The sequence below is a fragment of the Ornithinimicrobium cryptoxanthini genome (assembly GCF_023923205.1).
Classification (GTDB): Bacteria; Actinomycetota; Actinomycetes; order Actinomycetales; family Dermatophilaceae; genus Ornithinicoccus; species Ornithinicoccus cryptoxanthini.
This window is the reverse complement of the sequence record NZ_CP099490.1, coordinates 3114753-3133582: the sequence shown is the minus strand read 5'-3', so window position 1 is coordinate 3133582 and position 18830 is coordinate 3114753. Positions and strand designations below refer to the sequence as shown.

19 protein-coding genes and 1 tRNA gene are annotated in these 18830 nt (G+C 70.4%); 13 read left to right on the top strand and 7 right to left on the bottom strand.

The features are described from left to right. Positions 1 to 72: 72 nt before the first annotated feature. From NF557_RS14390 to NF557_RS14380, 3 genes are all read left to right on the top strand, one after another. Positions 73 to 1011: a nucleoside triphosphate pyrophosphohydrolase gene (locus NF557_RS14390; RefSeq protein WP_252620238.1), complete on the top strand. Its 939-nt coding sequence runs from the start codon at positions 73 to 75 to the stop codon at positions 1009 to 1011. Further along, positions 1008 to 1814, top strand: coding sequence for a hypothetical protein (locus NF557_RS14385; protein ID WP_252620237.1), 807 nt, complete (start codon positions 1008 to 1010; stop codon positions 1812 to 1814). The genes NF557_RS14390 and NF557_RS14385 overlap by 4 nt, the downstream gene beginning before the upstream one ends. An 89-nt stretch (positions 1815 to 1903) precedes the next feature. Then, positions 1904 to 2776, top strand: coding sequence for a TrmH family RNA methyltransferase (locus tag NF557_RS14380; protein WP_252620235.1), 873 nt, complete (start codon positions 1904 to 1906; stop codon positions 2774 to 2776). 100 nt (positions 2777 to 2876) lie between these two features. Here the strand turns inward: NF557_RS14380 and NF557_RS14375 are convergent, their stop codons facing one another. Continuing rightward, a complete protein-coding gene (locus tag NF557_RS14375) occupies positions 2877 to 3842 on the bottom strand; it encodes a hypothetical protein (protein WP_252620233.1) in 966 nt (321 codons plus the stop codon). Between the two features lie 194 nt (positions 3843 to 4036). Here NF557_RS14375 and eno point away from each other — a divergent pair, with 194 nt between their 5' ends. From eno to NF557_RS14345, 6 genes are all read left to right on the top strand, one after another. Continuing rightward, the gene (gene eno, locus NF557_RS14370; RefSeq protein WP_252620232.1) at positions 4037 to 5323 is read left to right on the top strand and encodes a phosphopyruvate hydratase; all 1287 of its coding nucleotides are present in this window, start codon (positions 4037 to 4039) and stop codon (positions 5321 to 5323) included. A 60-nt stretch (positions 5324 to 5383) separates the two neighbouring features. After that, entirely contained in the window at positions 5384 to 5938 is a 555-nt protein-coding gene (locus NF557_RS14365) for an FtsB family cell division protein (RefSeq protein ID WP_252620230.1), read from the top strand. Next, positions 5919 to 6491, top strand: a complete 573-nt coding sequence (locus NF557_RS14360; RefSeq protein ID WP_252620228.1) for a DUF501 domain-containing protein — start codon at positions 5919 to 5921, stop codon at positions 6489 to 6491. Before NF557_RS14365 ends, NF557_RS14360 begins: the two co-directional genes overlap by 20 nt. Beyond that, positions 6488 to 7429, top strand: a complete 942-nt coding sequence (locus tag NF557_RS14355) for a Ppx/GppA phosphatase family protein (RefSeq protein ID WP_252620227.1) — start codon at positions 6488 to 6490, stop codon at positions 7427 to 7429. Before NF557_RS14360 ends, NF557_RS14355 begins: the two co-directional genes overlap by 4 nt. Positions 7430 to 7448: 19 nt before the next feature. Next, the gene (locus NF557_RS14350; protein ID WP_252620225.1) at positions 7449 to 8276 is read left to right on the top strand and encodes a uracil-DNA glycosylase; all 828 of its coding nucleotides are present in this window, start codon (positions 7449 to 7451) and stop codon (positions 8274 to 8276) included. Between the two features lie 52 nt (positions 8277 to 8328). Then, positions 8329 to 8402: transfer RNA gene (locus NF557_RS14345), tRNA-Leu, on the top strand. Positions 8403 to 8431: 29 nt separating this feature from the next. Here NF557_RS14345 and NF557_RS14340 read toward each other — a convergent pair. Further along, positions 8432 to 8782, bottom strand: coding sequence for an ArsR/SmtB family transcription factor (locus NF557_RS14340; RefSeq protein ID WP_252620223.1), 351 nt, complete (start codon positions 8780 to 8782; stop codon positions 8432 to 8434). 78 nt (positions 8783 to 8860) lie between these two features. On the opposite strand from NF557_RS14340, the gene NF557_RS14335 reads away from it, so the two are divergent. Together NF557_RS14335 and NF557_RS14330 are read left to right on the top strand one after the other, a co-directional pair. Then, positions 8861 to 10198 (top strand): NAD(P)-binding domain-containing protein, encoded by a 1338-nt coding sequence (locus tag NF557_RS14335; RefSeq protein ID WP_252620222.1) that lies wholly within the window; start codon positions 8861 to 8863, stop codon positions 10196 to 10198. After that, positions 10195 to 10602: an arsenate reductase ArsC gene (locus tag NF557_RS14330; RefSeq protein ID WP_252620221.1), complete on the top strand. Its 408-nt coding sequence runs from the start codon at positions 10195 to 10197 to the stop codon at positions 10600 to 10602. Before NF557_RS14335 ends, NF557_RS14330 begins: the two co-directional genes overlap by 4 nt. Positions 10603 to 10638: 36 nt before the next feature. On the opposite strand, the gene NF557_RS14325 is transcribed toward NF557_RS14330, so the two are convergent. The 3 genes from NF557_RS14325 to NF557_RS14315 all read right to left on the bottom strand — a co-directional run bounded on the left by NF557_RS14325 (position 10639) and on the right by NF557_RS14315 (position 14258). Then, on the bottom strand, positions 10639 to 11238 hold the full coding sequence (locus NF557_RS14325; RefSeq protein ID WP_252620220.1) for an FMN-binding negative transcriptional regulator: 600 nt from the start codon (positions 11236 to 11238) through the stop codon (positions 10639 to 10641). Positions 11239 to 11282: 44 nt separating this feature from the next. Then, positions 11283 to 11696, bottom strand: coding sequence for an alternative ribosome rescue aminoacyl-tRNA hydrolase ArfB (gene arfB, locus NF557_RS14320; RefSeq protein WP_252624212.1), 414 nt, complete (start codon positions 11694 to 11696; stop codon positions 11283 to 11285). A gap of 69 nt (positions 11697 to 11765) precedes the next feature. Then, entirely contained in the window at positions 11766 to 14258 is a 2493-nt protein-coding gene (locus NF557_RS14315) for a M14 family zinc carboxypeptidase (protein WP_252620219.1), read from the bottom strand. Positions 14259 to 14424: 166 nt separating this feature from the next. Here NF557_RS14315 and NF557_RS14310 point away from each other — a divergent pair, with 166 nt between their 5' ends. Both NF557_RS14310 and NF557_RS14305 read left to right on the top strand, forming a co-directional pair. Next, on the top strand, positions 14425 to 15318 hold the full coding sequence (locus NF557_RS14310; RefSeq protein ID WP_252620218.1) for a Bax inhibitor-1/YccA family protein: 894 nt from the start codon (positions 14425 to 14427) through the stop codon (positions 15316 to 15318). Between the two features lies 1 nt (position 15319). Continuing rightward, positions 15320 to 15628, top strand: coding sequence for a hypothetical protein (locus NF557_RS14305; RefSeq protein ID WP_252620217.1), 309 nt, complete (start codon positions 15320 to 15322; stop codon positions 15626 to 15628). Between the two features lie 294 nt (positions 15629 to 15922). Here the strand turns inward: NF557_RS14305 and NF557_RS14300 are convergent, their stop codons facing one another. Together NF557_RS14300 and nhaA are read right to left on the bottom strand one after the other, a co-directional pair. Then, complete coding sequence (locus NF557_RS14300) at positions 15923 to 17146, bottom strand: acetyl-CoA C-acetyltransferase (protein ID WP_252620216.1); 1224 nt, start codon at positions 17144 to 17146, stop codon at positions 15923 to 15925. Positions 17147 to 17461: 315 nt separating this feature from the next. Then, positions 17462 to 18817 carry a Na+/H+ antiporter NhaA gene (nhaA, locus tag NF557_RS14295; RefSeq protein WP_252620215.1) on the bottom strand — a complete coding sequence of 452 codons (1356 nt, stop codon included), beginning with the start codon at positions 18815 to 18817 and terminating at the stop codon, positions 17462 to 17464. Positions 18818 to 18830: the final 13 nt, after the last annotated feature.

Here is an 18830-nt window from a genome sequence, read left to right as displayed (position 1 = left end):
CTGACCTCACCGCGGCTGGCGCCCGGCCTGCTGTCACGAGAGGCCTGGGAGCGTCTCGAGTCGGCCGACCATGTGCTCGCCCGCAGCGTCTCGGACGCCCAGCCTCGCGCCATACTGGCTGCCGGCACGACGGTGACCGCGGCGGAGGGTCACCCTCGGACCCTCGCGGCCGGCCTGCTGGACCGGGCCGTGGGCGGCACGGTCGTCTGGGTGGGCAGCCCCGACGGCGACCCTGGCCTGACCGACGCTCTCGCTGCAGAGGCGACGCGCCGCGGCGGCGGCTCCGCCCCGGAGGTCGAGGTCCTGGTCGGCTCGTGGGACCAGCCCGGCTCGCGGCTGCTCGACGTCGTCGCCGTCATGGACCGGCTGCGCTCGCCGGGGGGTTGCCCCTGGGACGCGGAGCAGACCCACCAGAGCCTGGTGCCCTATCTCGTCGAGGAGGCCCACGAGGCGGTCGAGGCGCTCGAGTCCGGTGACGATGAGCACATCATCGAGGAGCTGGGCGACGTGCTGCTGCAGGTGGCCTTCCACGCCCGGGTCGCGGCCGAGCGCGAGGACGGGTTCGACATCGACGACGTCAGCGCGCGGCTGGTCGAGAAGCTGGTGCACCGCCACCCGCACGTCTTTGCCGGCGTCGAGGCCGCGGATGCTGCTGCGGTGGAAGCGAACTGGGAGCAGCTCAAGGCCGCCGAGAAGCCGCACCGCGAGCACCCGCTCGACGGCATCCCCGCAGGTATGCCGGAGCTCGCCCGGGCCGCGAAGGTCGTCTCCCGCCTGGAGCGGGTCGGCGGGGGGCCGTGGTTGGCGCAGTGGGTGGCTGACGAGCGTGGACGGTCGGGGGCGGACGGTTCAGCAGAGGTGGACGAGGAGACTCAGCAGACCCGGGTCGGTGCGGCGCTGCTGGCCCAGGTCATCGCCGCCCGCGACGCCGGTGTCGACCCGGCAGCTGCCTTGCGAGCGGTGCTCAGGCGGGTCGCGACCGAGCTGCCGGCGGAGCCCGCAGGACCGTGAGGCAGCCGACGCCCGCGCGGACGGCCTGGGTCTGGGACGAGCCGGTCCCGAAGGAGCTGGCTCGGTGGGCGCAGACCGCTGCGGTGCGCGACCTGTTTGTGGCGACGCCGACCCGGTGGGGCGACACTGGGCGACTCCCGTGGCTCCGTGAGGTGCGGGCCCGGCTGGGCGGCAGGGTCGGCCTGCAGGCGCTCGGCGGCGATCCGGCATGGCTCGACGAACCGGGCGAGGCACGCACCTGGCTGCGGACGGCTCAGACGGCCTCCCTCTTCGATGGGATCCACCTCGACCTCGAACCGTGGGGGCACCCGCAGTGGGACGACGACCGGGAGGACGTGGTCCGGCGCTATCTGAGGTTGCTGGAGGAGCTCGCGACCGCCAGCACGCTGCCGGTCGAGGTCGACGTGTCGTTCTGGCTGCATCAGGTGGAGGTGCCGGCTGAGCCGGGCGTGCCCGACTGTGGCCGGCTGCTCGATGCGGTGCTGGACCTGGTCCCGACCGTGACCGTGATGGCCTACCGGCGGGCGGTGACCGGACCGGACAGCATCACCGAGCTCGCGCGGCCGACGGTCGTGGCCAGTCGGGAGCGAGGCCGGCGCTGCCGAGTCGGTCTGGAGACGCGTGACCTCCGTCCGCACCCTGTGGCTGACAAGCAGACCTTCTTCGGTAGGCCCCGCGCCGAGCTGGACGCGGCGATGGGCGAGGTCGAGACGCTGCTCGGTGGCTGGCCGGGCTGGGGCGGGCTGGCGGTGCACGACCGGGCGGGGTGGGTCGCCCTCCCTGCCGATCGGACGCCACAGTGAGCTCGCGCAAGGGCGGAGCCGTCCCTCGCCACCGCGCTGGCGGAGATCCCGCGCGTCAGGCGGGCGGCACTGCCGAGCGGCCTCTGACGGTGCACACGCGCAACGCGAGTTTCCAGCAGTGGCAGGCGCTGCTGACCAACCGCACCAAGCGCAACCGCACCGGCGAGTTCCTGGTCCACGGCGTGCGTCCGCTGCGCCTGGCCCTCGAGCGTGCTTGGCCGGTGCAGGCCCTGTTGCGCCCCGACCGGCCGCTGTCCGACTGGGCCGAGGATGTCTGGCGCAGCACACCCGGCCAGCACGCGGTGCTCGCGGACGAGCTGATGGCTGAGCTGGGGCAGAAGGACGACTCGGTCCCAGAGCTGATCGCTGTGCTGGCGTTGCCGCCGGACGACCTGGACCGACTCCTGGTCGACCCCGCCCTGCACGACCGTTCGCAGCCCGTCCCGGCAGCACCCCTGATCACGGTCTTCGACCGCCCTGCCAGCCCCGGCAACATCGGCACCCTGGTGCGCTCGGTCGACGCGTTCGGTGGCACGGGCGTGGTGGTGACCGGCCATGCCGCCGACCCCTATGACCCGCGCTGCGTGCGCGCCAGCACCGGCTCGATGCTGACGGTCCCGGTCGTGCGGGTGCCCTCGCACGCCGAGGTTCTCGCCTGGGTCCAGCAGCAGGCAGCCGGCGGGTTGGCCGCAGCCGGCGCGGGCGGCGCAGCGCCCGAGCCACCCGCCAGGTGGGCGGTGCTCGGTCTGGACGAGGGCGGCCGGGCTGCCCTGCGCCGCACCGACCTGACCGGCCCGACGGTGCTGGTCGTCGGCAACGAGACCCGCGGCCTGACCCGCGCCTGGCGCGATGCCTGCGACGAGGTGGTCAGCATCCCGATGGTCGGGGCCGCCAGCTCGCTCAACGCCGCGGTCGCCGGGTCGGTCGTGCTGCACGAGGCGCTGGCGCAGCGACTACGCTGACGCCGCTGGTGCGGGATCGTCGGTGATCTCTGAGCCCTGGCGCGCAACACGCCACACCGACACCGTGCGCGACACGCAGAAGACTCCCTCACGGTCAGCATCAGGCACCGGGGAAGTCGCTGACGCGGTTCTCTGCCGGTGGCAGCGTGATCTGCACCTCCTCATCGACAGCGAGGACAGTCAGCGTCGCGGCACCGTAGGGGAGAGCTGTGAGCAGTTGGCCCAGGGCCTCATCGTCGCCGGCGTCGATCGTGTGCACCTCCGGCATCAGGGACAGAGACTGCAGGAAGCCGGTCTCGTCGAGTGTGACCTCTGCCGTCATGGTCCCGGTCACTCCGAGCGCGGCCTCAGGATTCTGTCTCAGGTAGTTGCTCAGACCCAACAAGCTGAGGGCGTCCACGGCGGGCAGGGTGCCAGAAAGCACGGTGATCCCCGTCCCTGCCCCGGGGCGCGCGGTAAGCGGGGCAAAGTCCACCAGCTCGGCCGGTGGGAAGAAGTCACGGAAGTCCGTGTGCGTCAGATCAGCAGGTAGGCCTGCGTCGCCCACCGACTCTGGTGTCATCTCTAGCCACATACCGTCCATCTCCGGCATTGTGCTCACCCACCCCGGCATGTGCAGCAGAGCCCGGTCCGTGGTGATCACCACGATCATCTCGATGTCCTCGGGCAGCCCGGACTCGGCTTCGGACGGGCCCGACACGGTGGCGTGGACCTCGGCGAGTTCCTGCTCCCGGTCCACGACGGTTGTGCGCAGCGAGCTAAACCCGCCGTAGTCCTCCAGGAGGGCGCTGTCGATTGTGTACTCCAGGGTGGTGATGTCGGAGAAGCGACCCAGTGCCATGTCCCATGCCGCGGTCGCGTCGATGGACTCCGCGTCCAGAGATTCCACCTCCAGGGGCTCCGCCGAGCTCTCCACGCCCTCGGTGGAGCCGTCTTCGGTCGAGTGGGTCCGGGTCGTGTCGTCCGGGGCAGGACCAGAGTCGGCGCGTGGTTCCTCGGCATTGCTCGCGCAACCGGTGGCGATGACAGCCACGATCATCGCCAGAACGACTCTTCTCAGACCCATGGCGGGATGGTATAGCCACGGCCGGCCCACGCCGCCGGTGGCGCGCCGCGCTCGGTCCCGGGCGTTCGGTGCAGGAGAATCTCGCGACACGGTGGGTTCCGTCGGGCAGGGACGGCCCGGGCCGTTAGGCTCAGGGTCGACCCGTTGTGCTCACCCGCGGGCGCCTCTCTGGTGTCCATGAAGAAGGAGTAGTCGTGGCAGTCATCGACGCGATCATCGCCCGGGAGATCCTTGACTCCCGCGGCAACCCGACCGTCGAGGTCGAGGTCGGCCTGGACGACGGCACGGTGGGGCGGGCCGCGGTGCCCTCGGGGGCATCCACCGGACAGTTCGAGGCTGCAGAGCGTCGCGACGGTGACGAGGGCCGCTACCTCGGCAAGGGGGTCGAGCAGGCCGTGGCCGCTGTGATGGACGACCTCGAGCCCCGCCTGCTGGGTTTCGACGCCAGCGAGCAGCGACTGGTCGACAACGAGATGCTCGCCGTCGACGGCACCGACAACAAGTCTGAGATCGGCGCCAACGCCATCCTCGGCGTCAGTCTGGCGGTGGCCCACGCGGCCGCGGAGTCAGCAGGGCTGCCGCTGTTCCGTTATGTCGGTGGCCCCAACGCACACGTGCTGCCGGTGCCGATGATGAACATCCTCAACGGTGGCTCGCACGCCGACTCCAACGTCGACATCCAGGAGTTCATGATCGCTCCCATCGGCGCCGGTTCCTTCCGGGAGGCGCTGCGTTGGGGCACCGAGGTCTACCACGCGCTGAAGGCGGTCCTGAAGGAGCGCGGGCTGAGCACCGGGCTGGGCGACGAGGGCGGTTTCGCGCCCAACCTGGAGTCCAACCGGGCCGCGCTCGACCTGATCATCGAGGCGATCGGGAAGGCCGGCTACACGCCGGGCAGCGACATCGCGCTGGCCCTGGACGTGGCCGCCAGCGAGTTCCACGAGGACGGCTCCTACACCTTCGAGGGCGGGAGCAAGTCGGCCGAGGAGATGATCGACTACTACGCCGGACTGGTCGAGGACTACCCCCTGGTCTCCATCGAGGACCCGCTGGACGAGGAGGACTGGGCCGGTTGGAAGGCGATCACCGACCGGCTGGGCACCAAGACCCAGCTCGTGGGCGACGACCTGTTCGTCACCAACCCCGAGCGCCTGCAGCGCGGCATCACCGAGGGCATCGGCAACTCGCTGCTGGTCAAGGTCAACCAGATCGGCACCCTGACCGAGACGCTCGACGCGGTCACGCTGGCCCAGACCCACGGCTACCGCTGCATGATGAGCCACCGTTCCGGGGAGACCGAGGACGTGACGATCGCCGACCTGGCCGTCGCCACCAACTGTGGCCAGATCAAGACCGGCGCACCGGCGCGGTCCGAGCGCGTGGCTAAGTACAACCAGCTGCTCCGCATCGAGGAGGAGCTCGACGACGCCGCGGTCTATGCCGGCGCCGGAGCGTTCCCCCGCTTCACCGCGCAGTCCTGACGACCCACCCGAGCCGACAGACCAACCCAGCACCCGGCATACGTCCGAGAGGAGGACACGGTGGCAGCAGGCGCTCGAGGCCCCGGCCGCGACTCGTCCCGCCCAGGCACCAAGCGACCCGCAGCACGCTCGCGGCAGAGCGCCAGCGCCCCCCGCTCGGGGGCCCGGCCGGCCCGTGCCGCCTCGGGCCGGCGCCAGACACCACCGCACCTGTGGCGTCTGGGAGGACTGCTGGTGCTGCTCGGGTTCCTGGCGCTGTTCCTGACACCGACCCTGCGCGGCTATCTCGACCAGCGGGCCGCGATCTCCAAGGCGGAGCAGCAGATCGCGTCCGAGCAGGCTGACATCGAGTCCATCGAGAGCGAACTGCAGCTGTGGGAGGACGACGACTATGTCGAGCAGCAGGCCCGTGAGCGGCTGCGTTTCGTCCGGCCGGGGGAGGTCGCCTTCACCGTCCTGGACGACACGGGCGAGCAGCTGACCGAGCCGCTCGAGGGGATGACCCCGGTCACCCAGGACGTGCACACCAACCGACCCTGGTTCGGTCAGGTCTGGGAGTCCGTGGTGACCGCCAACGAAGGACTGCCGGAGAGCGATGACGCCGAGCGACCCTGAGACCACCGCCCCGACCGGCGCGGCCCTCAGTGTCGGCAGCGATGGGTGGGCGGCGCCGACCGAGGATGACCTGGCTGCCATCCACCGACAGCTGGGCCGGACACCGCGCGGCGTCGTTGCCATCGCGCACCGCTGCCCGTGCGGCTGTCCGACGGTGGTGCGCACCGAGCCACGGCTGCCCGACGGCACGCCGTTCCCCACCTCCTTCTATGCCACGTGCCCGAGGCTGACCGGCGCCATCTCGACGTTGGAGAGCGAGGGGATGATGCGCGAGATGACTGAGCGACTGGCCGTCGACGCCGACCTCGCCGAAGCGTATGCCGCAGCGCACGAGGACTACCTGGCCCGTCGCGCTGAGCTCGGCCAGGTCCCCGAGATCGACGGCATCTCGGCCGGCGGCATGCCGACCCGCGTAAAGTGCCTGCACGTCCTGGTCGCGCACTCCCTGGCGGTCGGGCCGGGCATCAACCCGCTCGGTGACGAGGCGCTGGCCGCGCTGCCCCAGTGGTGGTCGGGTGGTTGCTGCGACGAGGACGAGGAGGAGTCCGTATGACGAGGGTCGGGGCGATCGACTGCGGCACCAACTCGATCCGCTTGCTGATCGCGGACGTCGAGGGTGGCGCGCTCCGGGAGGTGCACCGCGAGATGCGGATCGTGCGGCTCGGTCACGGGGTGGACGCGACCGGACGCATCGGCGCCGAGCCGATGGCACGCACCCTGGCTGCGGCCGCCGACTATGCGGAGCTGTGTGCGGAGCACGGGTGCACCGCCGTCCGTTTTGTCGCGACCTCCGCCTCCCGTGACGCCGAGAACTCCGAGGAGTTCGTGGCAGGCGTCCGCGAGGCGTTCGCCCACTTCGGGACGGTGCCCGAGGTCGTGTCGGGCCAGGAGGAGGCGGCCCTCTCCTTCGCCGGTGCCACCGCGGGTCTGTCGGGCGGCGGCCCCTATCTGGTGGTGGACATCGGCGGCGGGTCCACCGAGCTCGTGCGCGGCACCGAGGGCGTCGAGCAGTCGGTGTCGGTCGACATCGGCTGCGTCCGGCTGACCGAGCGGCACCTGCGCAGCGACCCGCCGACCGAGGACGAGATCTGGCCGGCGCTGGGTGACATCACCAACGCCATCAACTCTGCTGCCGGGCAGGTGGACCTCACGGGGGTCGGCACGCTGATCGGGCTGGCGGGGTCGGTGACCACGGTGACCGCGCACGCACTGGCGCTCGACAGCTATCAGCGTGAGGCGATCCACGGTGCGGACGTGCCTGCGGACCGGGTCATCGCCGCGTCCACCGAGCTGCTGCAGCTGAGCCGGGCGCAGCGCAGCGCACTGCCCTACATGCACGAGGGTCGGGTTGATGTGATCGGCGCGGGTGCTCTGGTGTGGCGCAGCGTCGTCCAGCGTGTCCAGCACGACTCGGGGCTGGCCTCGGTGCGGGCCTCGGAGAGCGACATCCTCGACGGCATCGCGCTGTCCCTGGCACCGTCGGACAGCTGAGCTGGCGGCGACGGCCCCGATGCGCACGACCGACCCGCACCCCGTCACCGGTCAGGAGTTTGCCTCACCGGTGCCACCTGGGACGGGCTGGCCGGGAGACCCGGCCTCACGGCATACTCCCGTGGCGGTGACGCCCCACCAGGTGGCCGACCTGGCGGCCTCGTGCGCGGACGTGGCCGAGCTCGACGCACGGATCACCGTCTGCCGTGCCTGTCCGCGGCTGGTGGACTGGCGCGAGTCGGTCGCGATCTCAGGACGGCGGGCCTCGTTCGCGGACCAGCCCTACTGGGGCCGCCCCGCGTCCGGCTTCGGCCCGGCTGGGGCCCCGGTGCTGATCGTGGGGCTGGCCCCCGCTGCGCAGGGAGCCAACCGGACCGGCCGGATGTTCACCGGCGACCGCTCCGGCGACTGGCTGTATGCCGCGCTGCACCGGGGTGGTTATGCCAACCAGCCGACCAGCGACCACGCCGGCGACGGCCTGGAGCTGCAGGGGCTGCGCATCGTCTCAGCGGTGCGCTGCGCCCCGCCGCAGAACAAGCCGACCACGCAGGAGAGAGCCACCTGCGCGCCGTGGCTGCACCGCGAGCTGGAGCTGGCCGCGCCGACCCTGCGTTCGATCCTGGCGCTGGGCTTGATCGGCTGGGACGCGACGCTGCGCACGGTCAAGCAGATGGGGTGGGAGGTGCCGCGCCCCAGGCCGCGCTTCGGGCACGGCGCGCAGGCACAGCTGGTGACCCCGGACTCGCGGGTGGTGCGGCTGGTCGGCAGCTATCACGTCAGCCAGCAGAACACCTTCACCGGCAAGCTGACCGAGGCGATGCTGGACGAGGTCATCGCGACCTTGTGAGGGCACCGGCGTCGATCGGATGCCGGTCGGGAACTGGGTAGGGTTGGCCGCGGCCCTCGTAGCCCAACCGGCAGAGGCAGCCCACTTAAAATGGGTCCAGTGCGGGTTCGAATCCCGCCGGGGGCACTCGCGTCCACGTGCGACCTCGGTGGTCGTCAGCGGCCGAGCAGGACCCCGACTGGCTCGAGGGCGGTGGGCACCGCGCGGTAGTAGACCCAGGTGCCACGGCGCTCGCTCTCGATGAGCCCGGACTCACGTAGCTTGCGCAGGTGGTGGGAGACCGTCGGCTGGGAGACGCCGAAGTCTCCGAGGTCGCACACGCAGGTCTGGTCCGGCGCGGCCGCGATCCGTGAGTAGAGCCGCAGCCGCACCGGGTCGGCCAGCGCCTTGAGCAGGGCCGACACCCGGTCGGCCTGCTCACGCGAGAGGCCCTCGCCGGGTGCGCAGCCCGCGTCGCACGCAGGAGTGCCGGTCGGGCTGGCGGCAGGGGCGGTGGTCGTGGGCATACGGCTATATTGACAACTATCGAAGAATGTTGCAAGAATGCGTTGCATCGACACTTATCGAAGCAGGGAGTTCTTGAGATGACATCGTCAGCACTGCCCGTCGTCGTCATCGGCGCCGGACCCATCGGTCTCGCGGCCGCAGCCGAACTGGTGGTGCGCGAGCAGGACGTCATCGTGCTGGAGCGCGGCGAGCGAGCGGCCGACGCGGTCCGGCAGTGGGGGCACGTGCGGTTGTTCTCTCCGTGGTCGGAGGTGACCTCGCCAGCCGCTGTCGCACTGCTCGAGGCGGCCGGTTGGGAGCATCCCGACCGCGCGGCATACCCCACGGGTGCTGAGTGGTCCCGTGACTATCTCGAGCCACTGGCGCAGCTGCTGGGCGAGCGCGTGCGCACGAGCAGCCAGGTGATCGGCGTCGCGCGGCTGGACCGGGACCTGCTGGTTGACTCGGGGCGCGATGAGCAGCCGTTCGTGCTGCACGTGAGCAGTCCCGGCGGCACGCACGACAGGGTCCTGGCGCGCGCGGTCATCGACTGCTCCGGCACCTGGAGCTCGCCGAACCCGCTGGGCGCGGAGGGCTATCCCGCTGCGGGGGAGGATGCCGCGACCGGGCAGGTCCTCCACGGCATGCCCGATCCTGTCCGCGACCTGACCCGCTTCCAGGGAGCCTCGACCGCGGTGGTCGGCTCCGGTGCCTCGGCCCTGACCGCGTTGATCGCCCTGACGTCAGCGCCGCTGCACACCGCTGACTCCCGCGTGGTGTGGGTGGTGCGACGCGGTGCGGTGGGCAGCGCCTTCGGCGGCGGTGAGCTCGATGAGCTGCCGGCGCGCGGGGCGCTCGGCACCCGGGTCCGCACCGCCGTGCAGGAGGGCCTGATCGAGGTCGTGACCGGGTTCCGGGTCAGCGCGGTCGAGCGCCACGGCCGGCAGGTCGCCCTGTGGGCGGCCGACGGGCGGCACATGGACGGGCTGGACCAGGTGGTGGGGGCCACCGGGTTCCGCCCGGACCTGACCTTCCTGTCCGAGGTCCGGCTCGACCTGGACGCGCGACTGCAGGCCCCGACCGCGCTGGCGCCGGGCATCGACCCCAACCTGCACTCATGCGGCTCGGTCCAGCCGCACGGCTTTGAGGTGCTCGCCCAACCAGAGAGGGAGCTCTTCCTCGCCGGGATGAAGTCCTATGGCCGGGCGCCCTCGTTCCTGGCGATGACGGGTCATGAGCAGGTGCGCTCGATCGCGGCGGCGCTGGCCGGCGACCTCGTGGCCGCCCGGGCGGTGGAGCTGCAGCTGCCGGACACCGGCGTCTGTGGAGGGGCCGGCCTGTTCGACGAGGAGCCCGGCGCAGGTGGCGGTTGTTGCGGCACAGACCCCGGCCCACAACCCCTGACCCTGACCGCACCGGCGGGGGTGGCGCGATGACCAGTCCCAGTGTCCTGTTCGTGTGCGTCCACAACGCCGGCCGCTCCCAGATGGCCGCGGGCTATCTCCAGACGCTCGGGGCCGGCCGGATCGAGGTCCGCTCGGCCGGGTCAGCTCCCGGCGATGCCATCAACCCGGTCTCTGTGGCCGCGATGGCAGAGGAAGGCATCGACATCTCGGCCAACCAGCCCAAGGTGCTGACCACCGAGGCGGTGCAGGACTCCGACGTCGTCATCACGATGGGCTGTGGCGACGCCTGCCCCATCTTCCCCGGCAAGCGCTATGAGGACTGGAGCCTGGACGACCCGGCCGGTCAGGGCATCGAGGCCGTGCGACCCATCCGTGACGAGATCCGCCAGCGGGTGCAGGTCCTCATCGACGAGCTGCTGCCCGCCAGCGGCTGAGACCTGCCGACGCGAGCCGGAGGGGTCGCGCCGCACTCACGTCGCCTTGCGGCGCATCTCCTCGGCGAGCGCGGGGTTGCTGGCGTCCAGCTCCTCGGTGATCCGCTCCCAGACCTCGGGAGACTTGTTCTGGCTCAGCTTGGCCCGCGCATCGAACCGGGTGACCCGCAGCCGCAGCCCGACCGTGCCCTTGGCGATGCGCCGGGTGCCCGCCTCGTCCTGCGACAGGCTGCGCGCTCCCTCGCGGCCGTGCTCGAAGTGGTCGGTCAGGCGCGAGAGGACGCCATAGTTCTCCTCCTCGGAGAGGATCTCCGGCACGCCATAGAGGTGCGCCGTGACGTGGTTCCAGGTCGAGACCAGGTCATCAGGTGCATACCAGCTCGCCGAGACATAGTCGTGCGGCCCCTGGATGACCACCAGCACCTCGTGCTGACCCAGCTCGTGCAGCTTTTCGTCGGGGCGCCCGACGTGGCTGACGATGCTGATGCCCTCGGCCTCCTCCTCGAGCAGGACCGGGTAGTGCGAGGCGACCAGGCCGTTGCTCGTCGGCGAGACGATCGTGGCCCACGGGTGGGCGCGGATGAGCCGTCTGACCTCCTCAGGGTTGGTCATCAGGTAGTGCGGGGTGTGTCTCACGGCGTCCTCGTCTCGGTGGGGCTGTCGCTATTGTCACCCGGCCGTCAGCCACCCTCACCAGTGACCCGTCCGCGGCCGGCCTTGGTCTGGGAGCGTTGCCGCTTGGCCTCCAACCGGCGTCGCTGGCTGCCCCGCGTCGGCCTCGTCGCGCGTCGGGTGGGAGGTGGGGGAGCTGCTGCGGCGCGCAGCGCTGCGACCAGGCGCTGGCGCGCAGCCACCCGGTTCTGTCGTTGCGCGCGGTGCTCCGAGGCGACGACCACCAGCTGCCCACCGACCAGGCGAGTCTCCAGACGATGCAGCAGCCGGTCCCGGGCAGCCTCGGAGAGCTCGGCGACCGCGATCGAGGACGCGGGTCGATAGATGAGCTCGACCCGGCTGTCCGTGGTGTTGACGCCCTGGCCACCGGGGCCGCTCGACCGGGAGAAGCGCTCCAGCAGCTCGCCAGAGGGGATCGTCATGCCGTCGACCAGGCCCGGTCCGGGTGGGACCACCAGGTCCGCCCCCGGCTGGGGTGCCCGTGCCACGGCTCAGTCCTGCAGCGAGGACCAGAACAGGGCTCGGCCCACCAGCGCGAACTGACCCTTCGGGTGGGCCCGGAAGAGCGGCTCGCTGCCAAAGAGCACGGCCGCACCGTCGTAGTCGGCACCGCTGACGATCAGCGGTTGGCCCGCGGCGGCGTCCTGGCCGCCCTCCTCAGCGGTCCCCGCCCAGTGGCCGCTGACCAGGACGTCGTCACCGGCGTAGTGCTGATCGACGGTGACATCCTCGCCCAGCTCGGTGAACCAGGCGGGGGAGTAGACGAAGGAGTGTGGAGTCGCACCGGCGCTGATGGCGGTCTCGGCGTTGTCGACTGCCACCACGCCGTTGCCGTCGCTGCGACCGCGCTCCAGGGTGACGTCGAGCAGGTCGAGCTCGGCGTTGAGGTCGGTCCCGTGGAGTCCGCGCCCCACGAACCCTCCACCGTTGCGCAGGAAGGAGGTCATGTCATTGCGGGCCGGGTCCTCCAGCGAGGACCATGAGACCGCCGACGTCGAGACGTAGAGAGCGTCGACCTGCGAATAGTCGAATCCGTCGTTGAGGACGGTCGCGTTGACCTCGCGCACCTCGAAGCCCATCTCCTGCAGGGCCCACACCTCGGTCGACGGCGCGGCCGCAGCGACCACGAACTCGTGACCGACCGGCGTGCCGGAGGCACCGTCCGGTGCGGGGGTGAGGGTGACGCCGAAAGACTCGGCGGTCGCCCGGGCCTGGTCGGCCGCTTCCTCGGGGATCAGCACGGTGCCGTCGTCGAGCCATTCCGGCACGACGTCGGAGCGCGCGAAGTGGTTCAGGGCCGCGAGGTCGTTCGGGTCGTCCAGGTGCAGCAACAGGTCACCGGTGCCGGTGACCTGGCCCGTGGGGGCCGCTGCCTCGATCGCGGACCCGGCCCGCGGCATACGGCCGTCCTGCGGGATGGTCGCGACGTCCGCGCCCCACAGCAGCCCCAGGCTCCAGCCGGAGATGTCATACATCGCGTCGACCCGGTCGCTGATGTCAGTGCCGGCGCCGAGGATCGTGTTGGCCAGGCCCCGCTTGCCCTGGTGCAGGTCGACCAGATAGCTGCCGGCCGGGTGGGTCTGCCCGTCGAGAGTCACCGGCACCCGGGTGGTGCGGACCTCGACGCCGTTGGCGATGAGATGGTCGACGAGCCGGGCAGCGGCCGGTGCCGAACGCTGCCCGTCGCCGACGGGGATGACATAGGCGCGGGGATACTCCGTGAGATAGACGTCCTCAGGACCGATCTCGGGGAAGAGCTCGTCGGTGACCTCGAGAGGGTCGGCGCCGGTGACCCCGCGCCGGAAGATCTCGATCTGGTCGGCCAGGAGCTCGCCGCGGTGCTCCTGCAGATAGCTGATGGAGGACTCCATCGCGGCGTGCGCGATGTCCGTGTTGATCGCGGCCCGGCGCTGCAGCTCCTCCTCCGGCCGGTTGTAGCTGCTGTTGTTCACCCGCAGCGGGACCTCGATGGTGTGCGCGACGGCACCGTGGAAGGCGGCGTACTGCGGCGTGAAGATCGGCGGCCAGTCGTCCCAGCCCTCGGCCCAGTCGCGGAACGGGATCTGGGGCGGGTTCACCCCGTCGTCCTCGACGGTGAAGCCGAGGTCGAGCACCGCCTGCTCCATGCCCAGCCCGTTGGGGTAGGCGTGCTTGATGAAGAGGTCGTACTCGTAGTTCTCGCCGTGCGGTGGCGTGGTCGGCTCGATCAGCGTGCCGTTGACATAGCCGTGCAGGTCAAGCATCACCAGCGGCTGGGTGTCCACCAGTGCGTCACGGACGGCGACCACCTCGGGCTGGGTGGCCGTGATGAAGTCGCGGTTCAGGTCGAAGCCGGAGGCGTTGGCGCGGGTGTTGCCGTGGCGCCCGTCCGGGTTCATCGACACGACGACATAGATCCGGCTCTGCTGCAGGGTCTGCACGACCGCCGGGTCGTTGCTGGTGGCGTAGTCCTCGATCAGCCGCAGGGCCGCGTCGGTGCCCTCCCACTCGTTGCCGTGGATGTTGTTGTTGATGAAGATCGGCGTCTTGTAGTTGCGCGCCAGATCGCGGTCCTTTGCGGCCTGGTCGGGCTGGTGCAGGATCCGCTCGCGCATCTGGTCCTGCTGCCGTGACTCGGCGGCTGACTCGGGCGCGGTCAGCGTCACCAGATAGAGCTCGCGGCCGGTGACGGTCTGACCGATGACCTCGGCGCTCACCCGCTGGGACCGGCGCTGCAGGTCGTTGAGCAGCGGCGCGATCTGGTCGTATGCCGTGAGGCCGAGTCTGAGGGAGGCGTCCGAGGAGTCGGCGGGCGGCTCGTCCAGCACGTGCTGTCGTGGGTAGCCCTCGCTCTCCGCGGAGGATGCCTGGGCAAGACCCACCCCGGCCGACGGCGCCGTGACAGCGGTGCCGGCCGCGCTGGAGCTCGGCACGCCAAGGCCCGCCACGGCCAGCGCGGCCGCAGCGGTCACGCACGCAAGGCGTGCGGGCCTAGCACTCGGCATCGGTGCTCCTCAGCGAGCGGAACGATTTGTGGAAGACTTGCCAGGATACCGGTCGGTGGCCTTCCCGCGCCAAAACGTTGTGGAGGAGGGGAACAAGTTGGCGTCCCGGTTCGCTCTAAACTGTGACGTGACGACACGCACGTGCCGCTAACGAGGAGGGCCAGAGATGGCGACCAACCCTGTCTTCAACCGCATTGACAAGGAAGCCCAACAGTACGCCGGGTTCAACCAGGCCCCCCAGCAGGGCTACGGCCCGCCCCCGCAGGGCCAGCCGCAGATGCCGATGGGCTACCCCGGCGCCTCCGAGACGATGAGCTCCGAGCAGCTGGACCAGATGTATCGCCAGGCACCCGCCGGCCCGGCCCAGACCGGACGACTCACCCTGGACGACGTGGTCATCAAGTCGGGGGTCCTCTTCGGCGTGCTCCTGGCGGTCGCCGCCGGCACCTGGTTCGTCGTGAGCGGGACTGTTGACCCCGACACCGGACTGTCCCCGATCGCGATGCCGATCTGGTTGCTGGGCATGTTTGGCTCTCTCGGGCTGAGCTTCGTGATCGGCTTCAGCAAGAAGGTCAACGTCCCGCTGATCATGGTGCACGCCGTCCTGCAGGGTGGCTTCATCGGCGCCATCAGCTTCACCTTCGAGCAGTACTACCCCGGTGTGGTGACCAGCGCGGTCGTGGCCACCCTCGGCACCTTCGCCGGCATGTTCATCGCCTGGAAGGTCGGCTTCATCAAGGTCACCAGCAAGTCCCGCCGCATCTTCGGGATGATGGCGATGGGCTACCTGGTCTTCCTGCTGATCAACATCGGCGCCAGCTTCCTGGGCTTCGGTGACGGCTGGGGGATCTACGGCGGCTGGCTGGGCATCGTCATCTCGCTGCTGGGCGTCGCGCTGGCCTCCTACTCGCTGGCCGTCGACTTCGACTCGATCGACCGCGGCATCCAGGCCGGGGCCCCGGAGAAGTACTCCTGGCTGATGGGCCACGGTCTGGTCGCCTCGCTGGTGTGGCTCTACATCGAGTTCCTGCGTCTGTTCGCGATCCTGCAGCGCGACTGAGATGAGCACTCCCGACCCGCGCGCAGCCGCGCGTGATGAGGTCGGGACAGAGCTGAAGCGCGTGGTCCGGCGGTGGCAGCAGCTGCCGCTGGACCACGCGCTTTCTGCGTCCCCGCGCGTCCGCGAAGTCGTGCAGCGCCTCGCCGACGACGTGGCCCGCGAGGTTGGTATGCCGCTCACTCCCGTCCCCGACCTGGGTCCCGCCGTCCTGATGGACCAGCTGCAGGTCATGGTCTACGACCACGGACAGGCGGAGCTGGACCCGGTGCCGCTCGCGGCCGCGCTCACCGCCCTGCGCCGCGCCCTCTAACCAATTTTCCGAGTGGTTTTGCAGGCCATTCCCGCAATTTCGTAGCGGTTTTGTAGGCTCCCCGGCGCCGCGACGAGCCACGGCAACAGCGCCAACGGGCGCCATCGCATCGAGGCGCCTGGACTCGACCGACGGCCAGCCCGTCGCGAATGACTCACGGCGGACTGACCCTCCGGCGAGGCAGTCTGTGGGAACCGGCAGACGAACCACGACAAAGAGCCGGACCTGACCGACAGAACCACGACAAAAAGCCGGGCTCGGCAGACGAAACCCCTATGAAAATTGGCGGAGGGATCAGCTGAGGCGCTCGAGGATGATCGCCATGCCCTGGCCGCCGCCGACGCACATCGTCTCCAGCCCGAACTGGCCGTCCCGGGTGCGCAGGGCGTTGATCATGGTCGTGCTGATGCGGGCACCGGTGGAGCCGAACGGGTGACCCAGGGCGATCGCGCCACCGTGGACGTTGAGCTTGTCGAAGTCCATGCCGAGGTCGTCGGCGCTGGGCAGCACCTGGGCGGCGAAGGCTTCGTTGATCTCATAGAGGTCCATGTCGCCGATCGTCATGCCAGCGCGGGCCAGCGCCTGCTGGGAGGCCTCGACCGGGCCCAGGCCCATGATCTCGGGGGACAGGGCGGACACTCCGGTCGACACGACCCGCGCCAGCGGCGTCAGGCCGAGCTCCTTGGCCCGGGTGTCGCTCATGACGACCAGGGCGGCGGCCCCGTCGTTGAGCGCGCAGCAGTTGCCTGCCGTGATGGTGCCGTCCTCGCGGAAGACCGGCTGCAGCGAAGAGACCTTCTCGAGCGTGACGCCCGCGCGGGGGCCGTCGTCCTTGGCCACGACAGTGCCGTCCGCGAGGGTGACGGGGGCGATCTCCCGCTCGAAGACCCCCGCGTTGATGGCGGCCTCGGCGCGGTTCTGGCTGGTGACACCCCACTCGTCCTGGCGCTCGCGCGAGATGCCTCGGGCGGTCGCGACGTTCTCGGCCGTCTGTCCCATGGCCAGATAGATGTCGGGCAGCAGCCCCTCGGCACGCGGGTCGGTCCACGTGGCGTTGGTCTCGGCGATCCGGGCGCTGCGGGCGGCGGAGTCCGCGAACTTCGGGTTCTGCCACTCTGCCTTGCTGCCACCGGCGCCGGAGAAGTCGGCATAGCGAGAGACCGCCTCGACGCCGGCGCTGATGAAGACGTCGCCCTCACCGGCTTTGATGGCGTGGAAGGCCATCCTGGTGGTCTGCACGGAAGAGGCGCAGAAGCGGTTGATAGTGGCGCCAGGCAGCCCGTCCATGCCCAGCAGCACCGACACGACGCGGGCCATGTTGCTGCCGTGCTCGCCCCAGGGCTCGGCGCAGCCGAGATAGAGGTCGTCGATGGTGGTCGCGTCCAGGTCGGGGACCTGGTCGAGTGCGGCGCGGATGACACCGGTGGCCAGGTCGTCGGGTCGGACGGTGGTCAGGGAGCCCTTGAACGCACGCCCGATCGGGGTTCGGGCTGCGGCGACGATGACTGCCTCGGGCATGGTTCCTCCTGGTGGGGTCGTTGCCCAGAGTCTAGAAGCCGTCCCGCGCGGCGAGATCGTCGGTCCCCTTGTGCGCCGGCCTGCCGCACCCCCGTGCTGGCCCGATACGCGGGTCCGCCGTGCGCCGTGCGCCGTGCGCCGTGCGCTGACTGTGGCACCTCCAGCGGCCATGAGGTTCCGGTCCTGCAAGTCCGGTGCTCTGACCCTGGTTCTGCAGGACCGGGACCGCATGACGCTCGGGCGACCGGCTCAGTGGCGGACTGAGGCGGTGATGGAGTTGCGGTGGGGTCTGTCCGCGGTCGGGTCTAGCCGGGTCTAGCCGCGGTCGGTCTTCGGCTCATAGACGTCCGGGATGCCGTCGGCGTCGCTGTCAACCTGCTCCTCGGCGGCGAGCGCCGCGTAATGCCGGTTGCGCGCGGTCAGGATGATCGATCCGACCACCGCCGCGATGAGGGAGGCGACGAAGATGCCGACCTTGGCGTGGTCGCCCAGCTCGGTGCCCACCCCGAAGCTCAGCTCCGCGACGAGCAGGGACACCGTGAAGCCGATCCCGGCCAGAGCGGCGACACCCACGATGTCGATCCAGCGCAGCGACGGATCGAGACTGGACCGGGTGACGCGGGTGACCAGCCAGGTCGTGCTGGTGATGCCGATGATCTTGCCGACGACAAGGCCGGTGACGATCCCGATCGTGACCGTCGCGCTGAGGGCCGACGTCAGTCCCTCGAGGCCCCCCACGGCGACCCCGGCGGAGAAGAACGCAAAGACCGGCACGGCAAAGCCGGCGGACAGCACCCGCATCCGGTGCTCGAAGATCTCAGCCAGGGCGTGCTGCTCCTCTCCTGGTCGCTCTCCCCGGTCCGCGCGCAGCCTGGCTGGGACGGTGAAGCCGAGGACGACGCCGGCGATCGTTGCGTGGATGCCGGAGGCGTGGATCAGCGCCCAGAAGACGGCGCCGACCGGCAGGAGCAACAGCCACCACGACAGCTGCCGATGGCGGAAAAGCGTGCGTTGACGCCGGGCGAGCAGGGCATAGGCCACCAACGGCACCAGGGACCAGAGGAGCATCGTGACATCGATGCCGGAGGAATAGATGAGTGCGATGATCAGGATCGCGATGAGGTCGTCCACGACGGCCAGCGTCAGCAGGAAGATCCGCAGCGCGGGAGGCAGACGCGAGCCGATGATGGCGAGCACCGCGACGGCAAATGCGATGTCGGTCGCTGTCGGGATGGCCCAGCCCCGCAACGCCTCGGGGTTGCTCCAGTTGATGGCGGCATAGATCAGGGCTGGCACGACCACACCGCCAAAGGCCGCGGCCACCGGCACGATCGCGCGGTCCCACTGGCGCAGGTCGCCGACGATCACCTCACGTTTGAGCTCGAGTCCCACCAGGAAGAAGAACATCGCCAGCAGCCCGTCGGCGGCCCACGAGCCCAGGCTCAGCCTCAGGTGCCACGGCGCATAGCCGACCTCCGTGTCCCGGATCGAAAAATAGGTGTCGGCAAACGGTGAGTTGGCCCAGACGATCGCGATGAGGGCCGCCCCCACGAGCAGCATGCCGCCGACCGTCTCCTTGCGCAGGAGGGTTCCGATGCGGACGACCTCGGCGTAGCTGGCCCGGCCGAGCGTGCGGCGCCGGGCGGATGACGGGTCTGGTGTGCGGGACAACGGTGTCTCCTCG

What these genes read in the sequence shown, in the direction of transcription:
- NF557_RS14375 (WP_252620233.1), bottom strand. Translation starts at nt 3,842, where the DNA reads ATGGGTCTGAGAAGAGTCGTTCTGGCGATGATCGTGGCTGTCATCGCC.
- NF557_RS14360 (WP_252620228.1), top strand. Translation starts at nt 5,919, where the DNA reads ATGACGCCGAGCGACCCTGAGACCACCGCCCCGACCGGCGCGGCCCTC.
- NF557_RS14355 (WP_252620227.1), top strand. Translation starts at nt 6,488, where the DNA reads ATGACGAGGGTCGGGGCGATCGACTGCGGCACCAACTCGATCCGCTTG.
- NF557_RS14350 (WP_252620225.1), top strand. Translation starts at nt 7,449, where the DNA reads ATGCGCACGACCGACCCGCACCCCGTCACCGGTCAGGAGTTTGCCTCA.
- NF557_RS14340 (WP_252620223.1), bottom strand. Translation starts at nt 8,782, where the DNA reads ATGCCCACGACCACCGCCCCTGCCGCCAGCCCGACCGGCACTCCTGCG.
- NF557_RS14335 (WP_252620222.1), top strand. Translation starts at nt 8,861, where the DNA reads ATGACATCGTCAGCACTGCCCGTCGTCGTCATCGGCGCCGGACCCATC.
- NF557_RS14330 (WP_252620221.1), top strand. Translation starts at nt 10,195, where the DNA reads ATGACCAGTCCCAGTGTCCTGTTCGTGTGCGTCCACAACGCCGGCCGC.
- arfB (WP_252624212.1), bottom strand. Translation starts at nt 11,696, where the DNA reads ATGACGATCCCCTCTGGCGAGCTGCTGGAGCGCTTCTCCCGGTCGAGC.
- NF557_RS14315 (WP_252620219.1), bottom strand. Translation starts at nt 14,258, where the DNA reads ATGCCGAGTGCTAGGCCCGCACGCCTTGCGTGCGTGACCGCTGCGGCC.
- NF557_RS14310 (WP_252620218.1), top strand. Translation starts at nt 14,425, where the DNA reads ATGGCGACCAACCCTGTCTTCAACCGCATTGACAAGGAAGCCCAACAG.
- NF557_RS14305 (WP_252620217.1), top strand. Translation starts at nt 15,320, where the DNA reads ATGAGCACTCCCGACCCGCGCGCAGCCGCGCGTGATGAGGTCGGGACA.
- NF557_RS14300 (WP_252620216.1), bottom strand. Translation starts at nt 17,146, where the DNA reads ATGCCCGAGGCAGTCATCGTCGCCGCAGCCCGAACCCCGATCGGGCGT.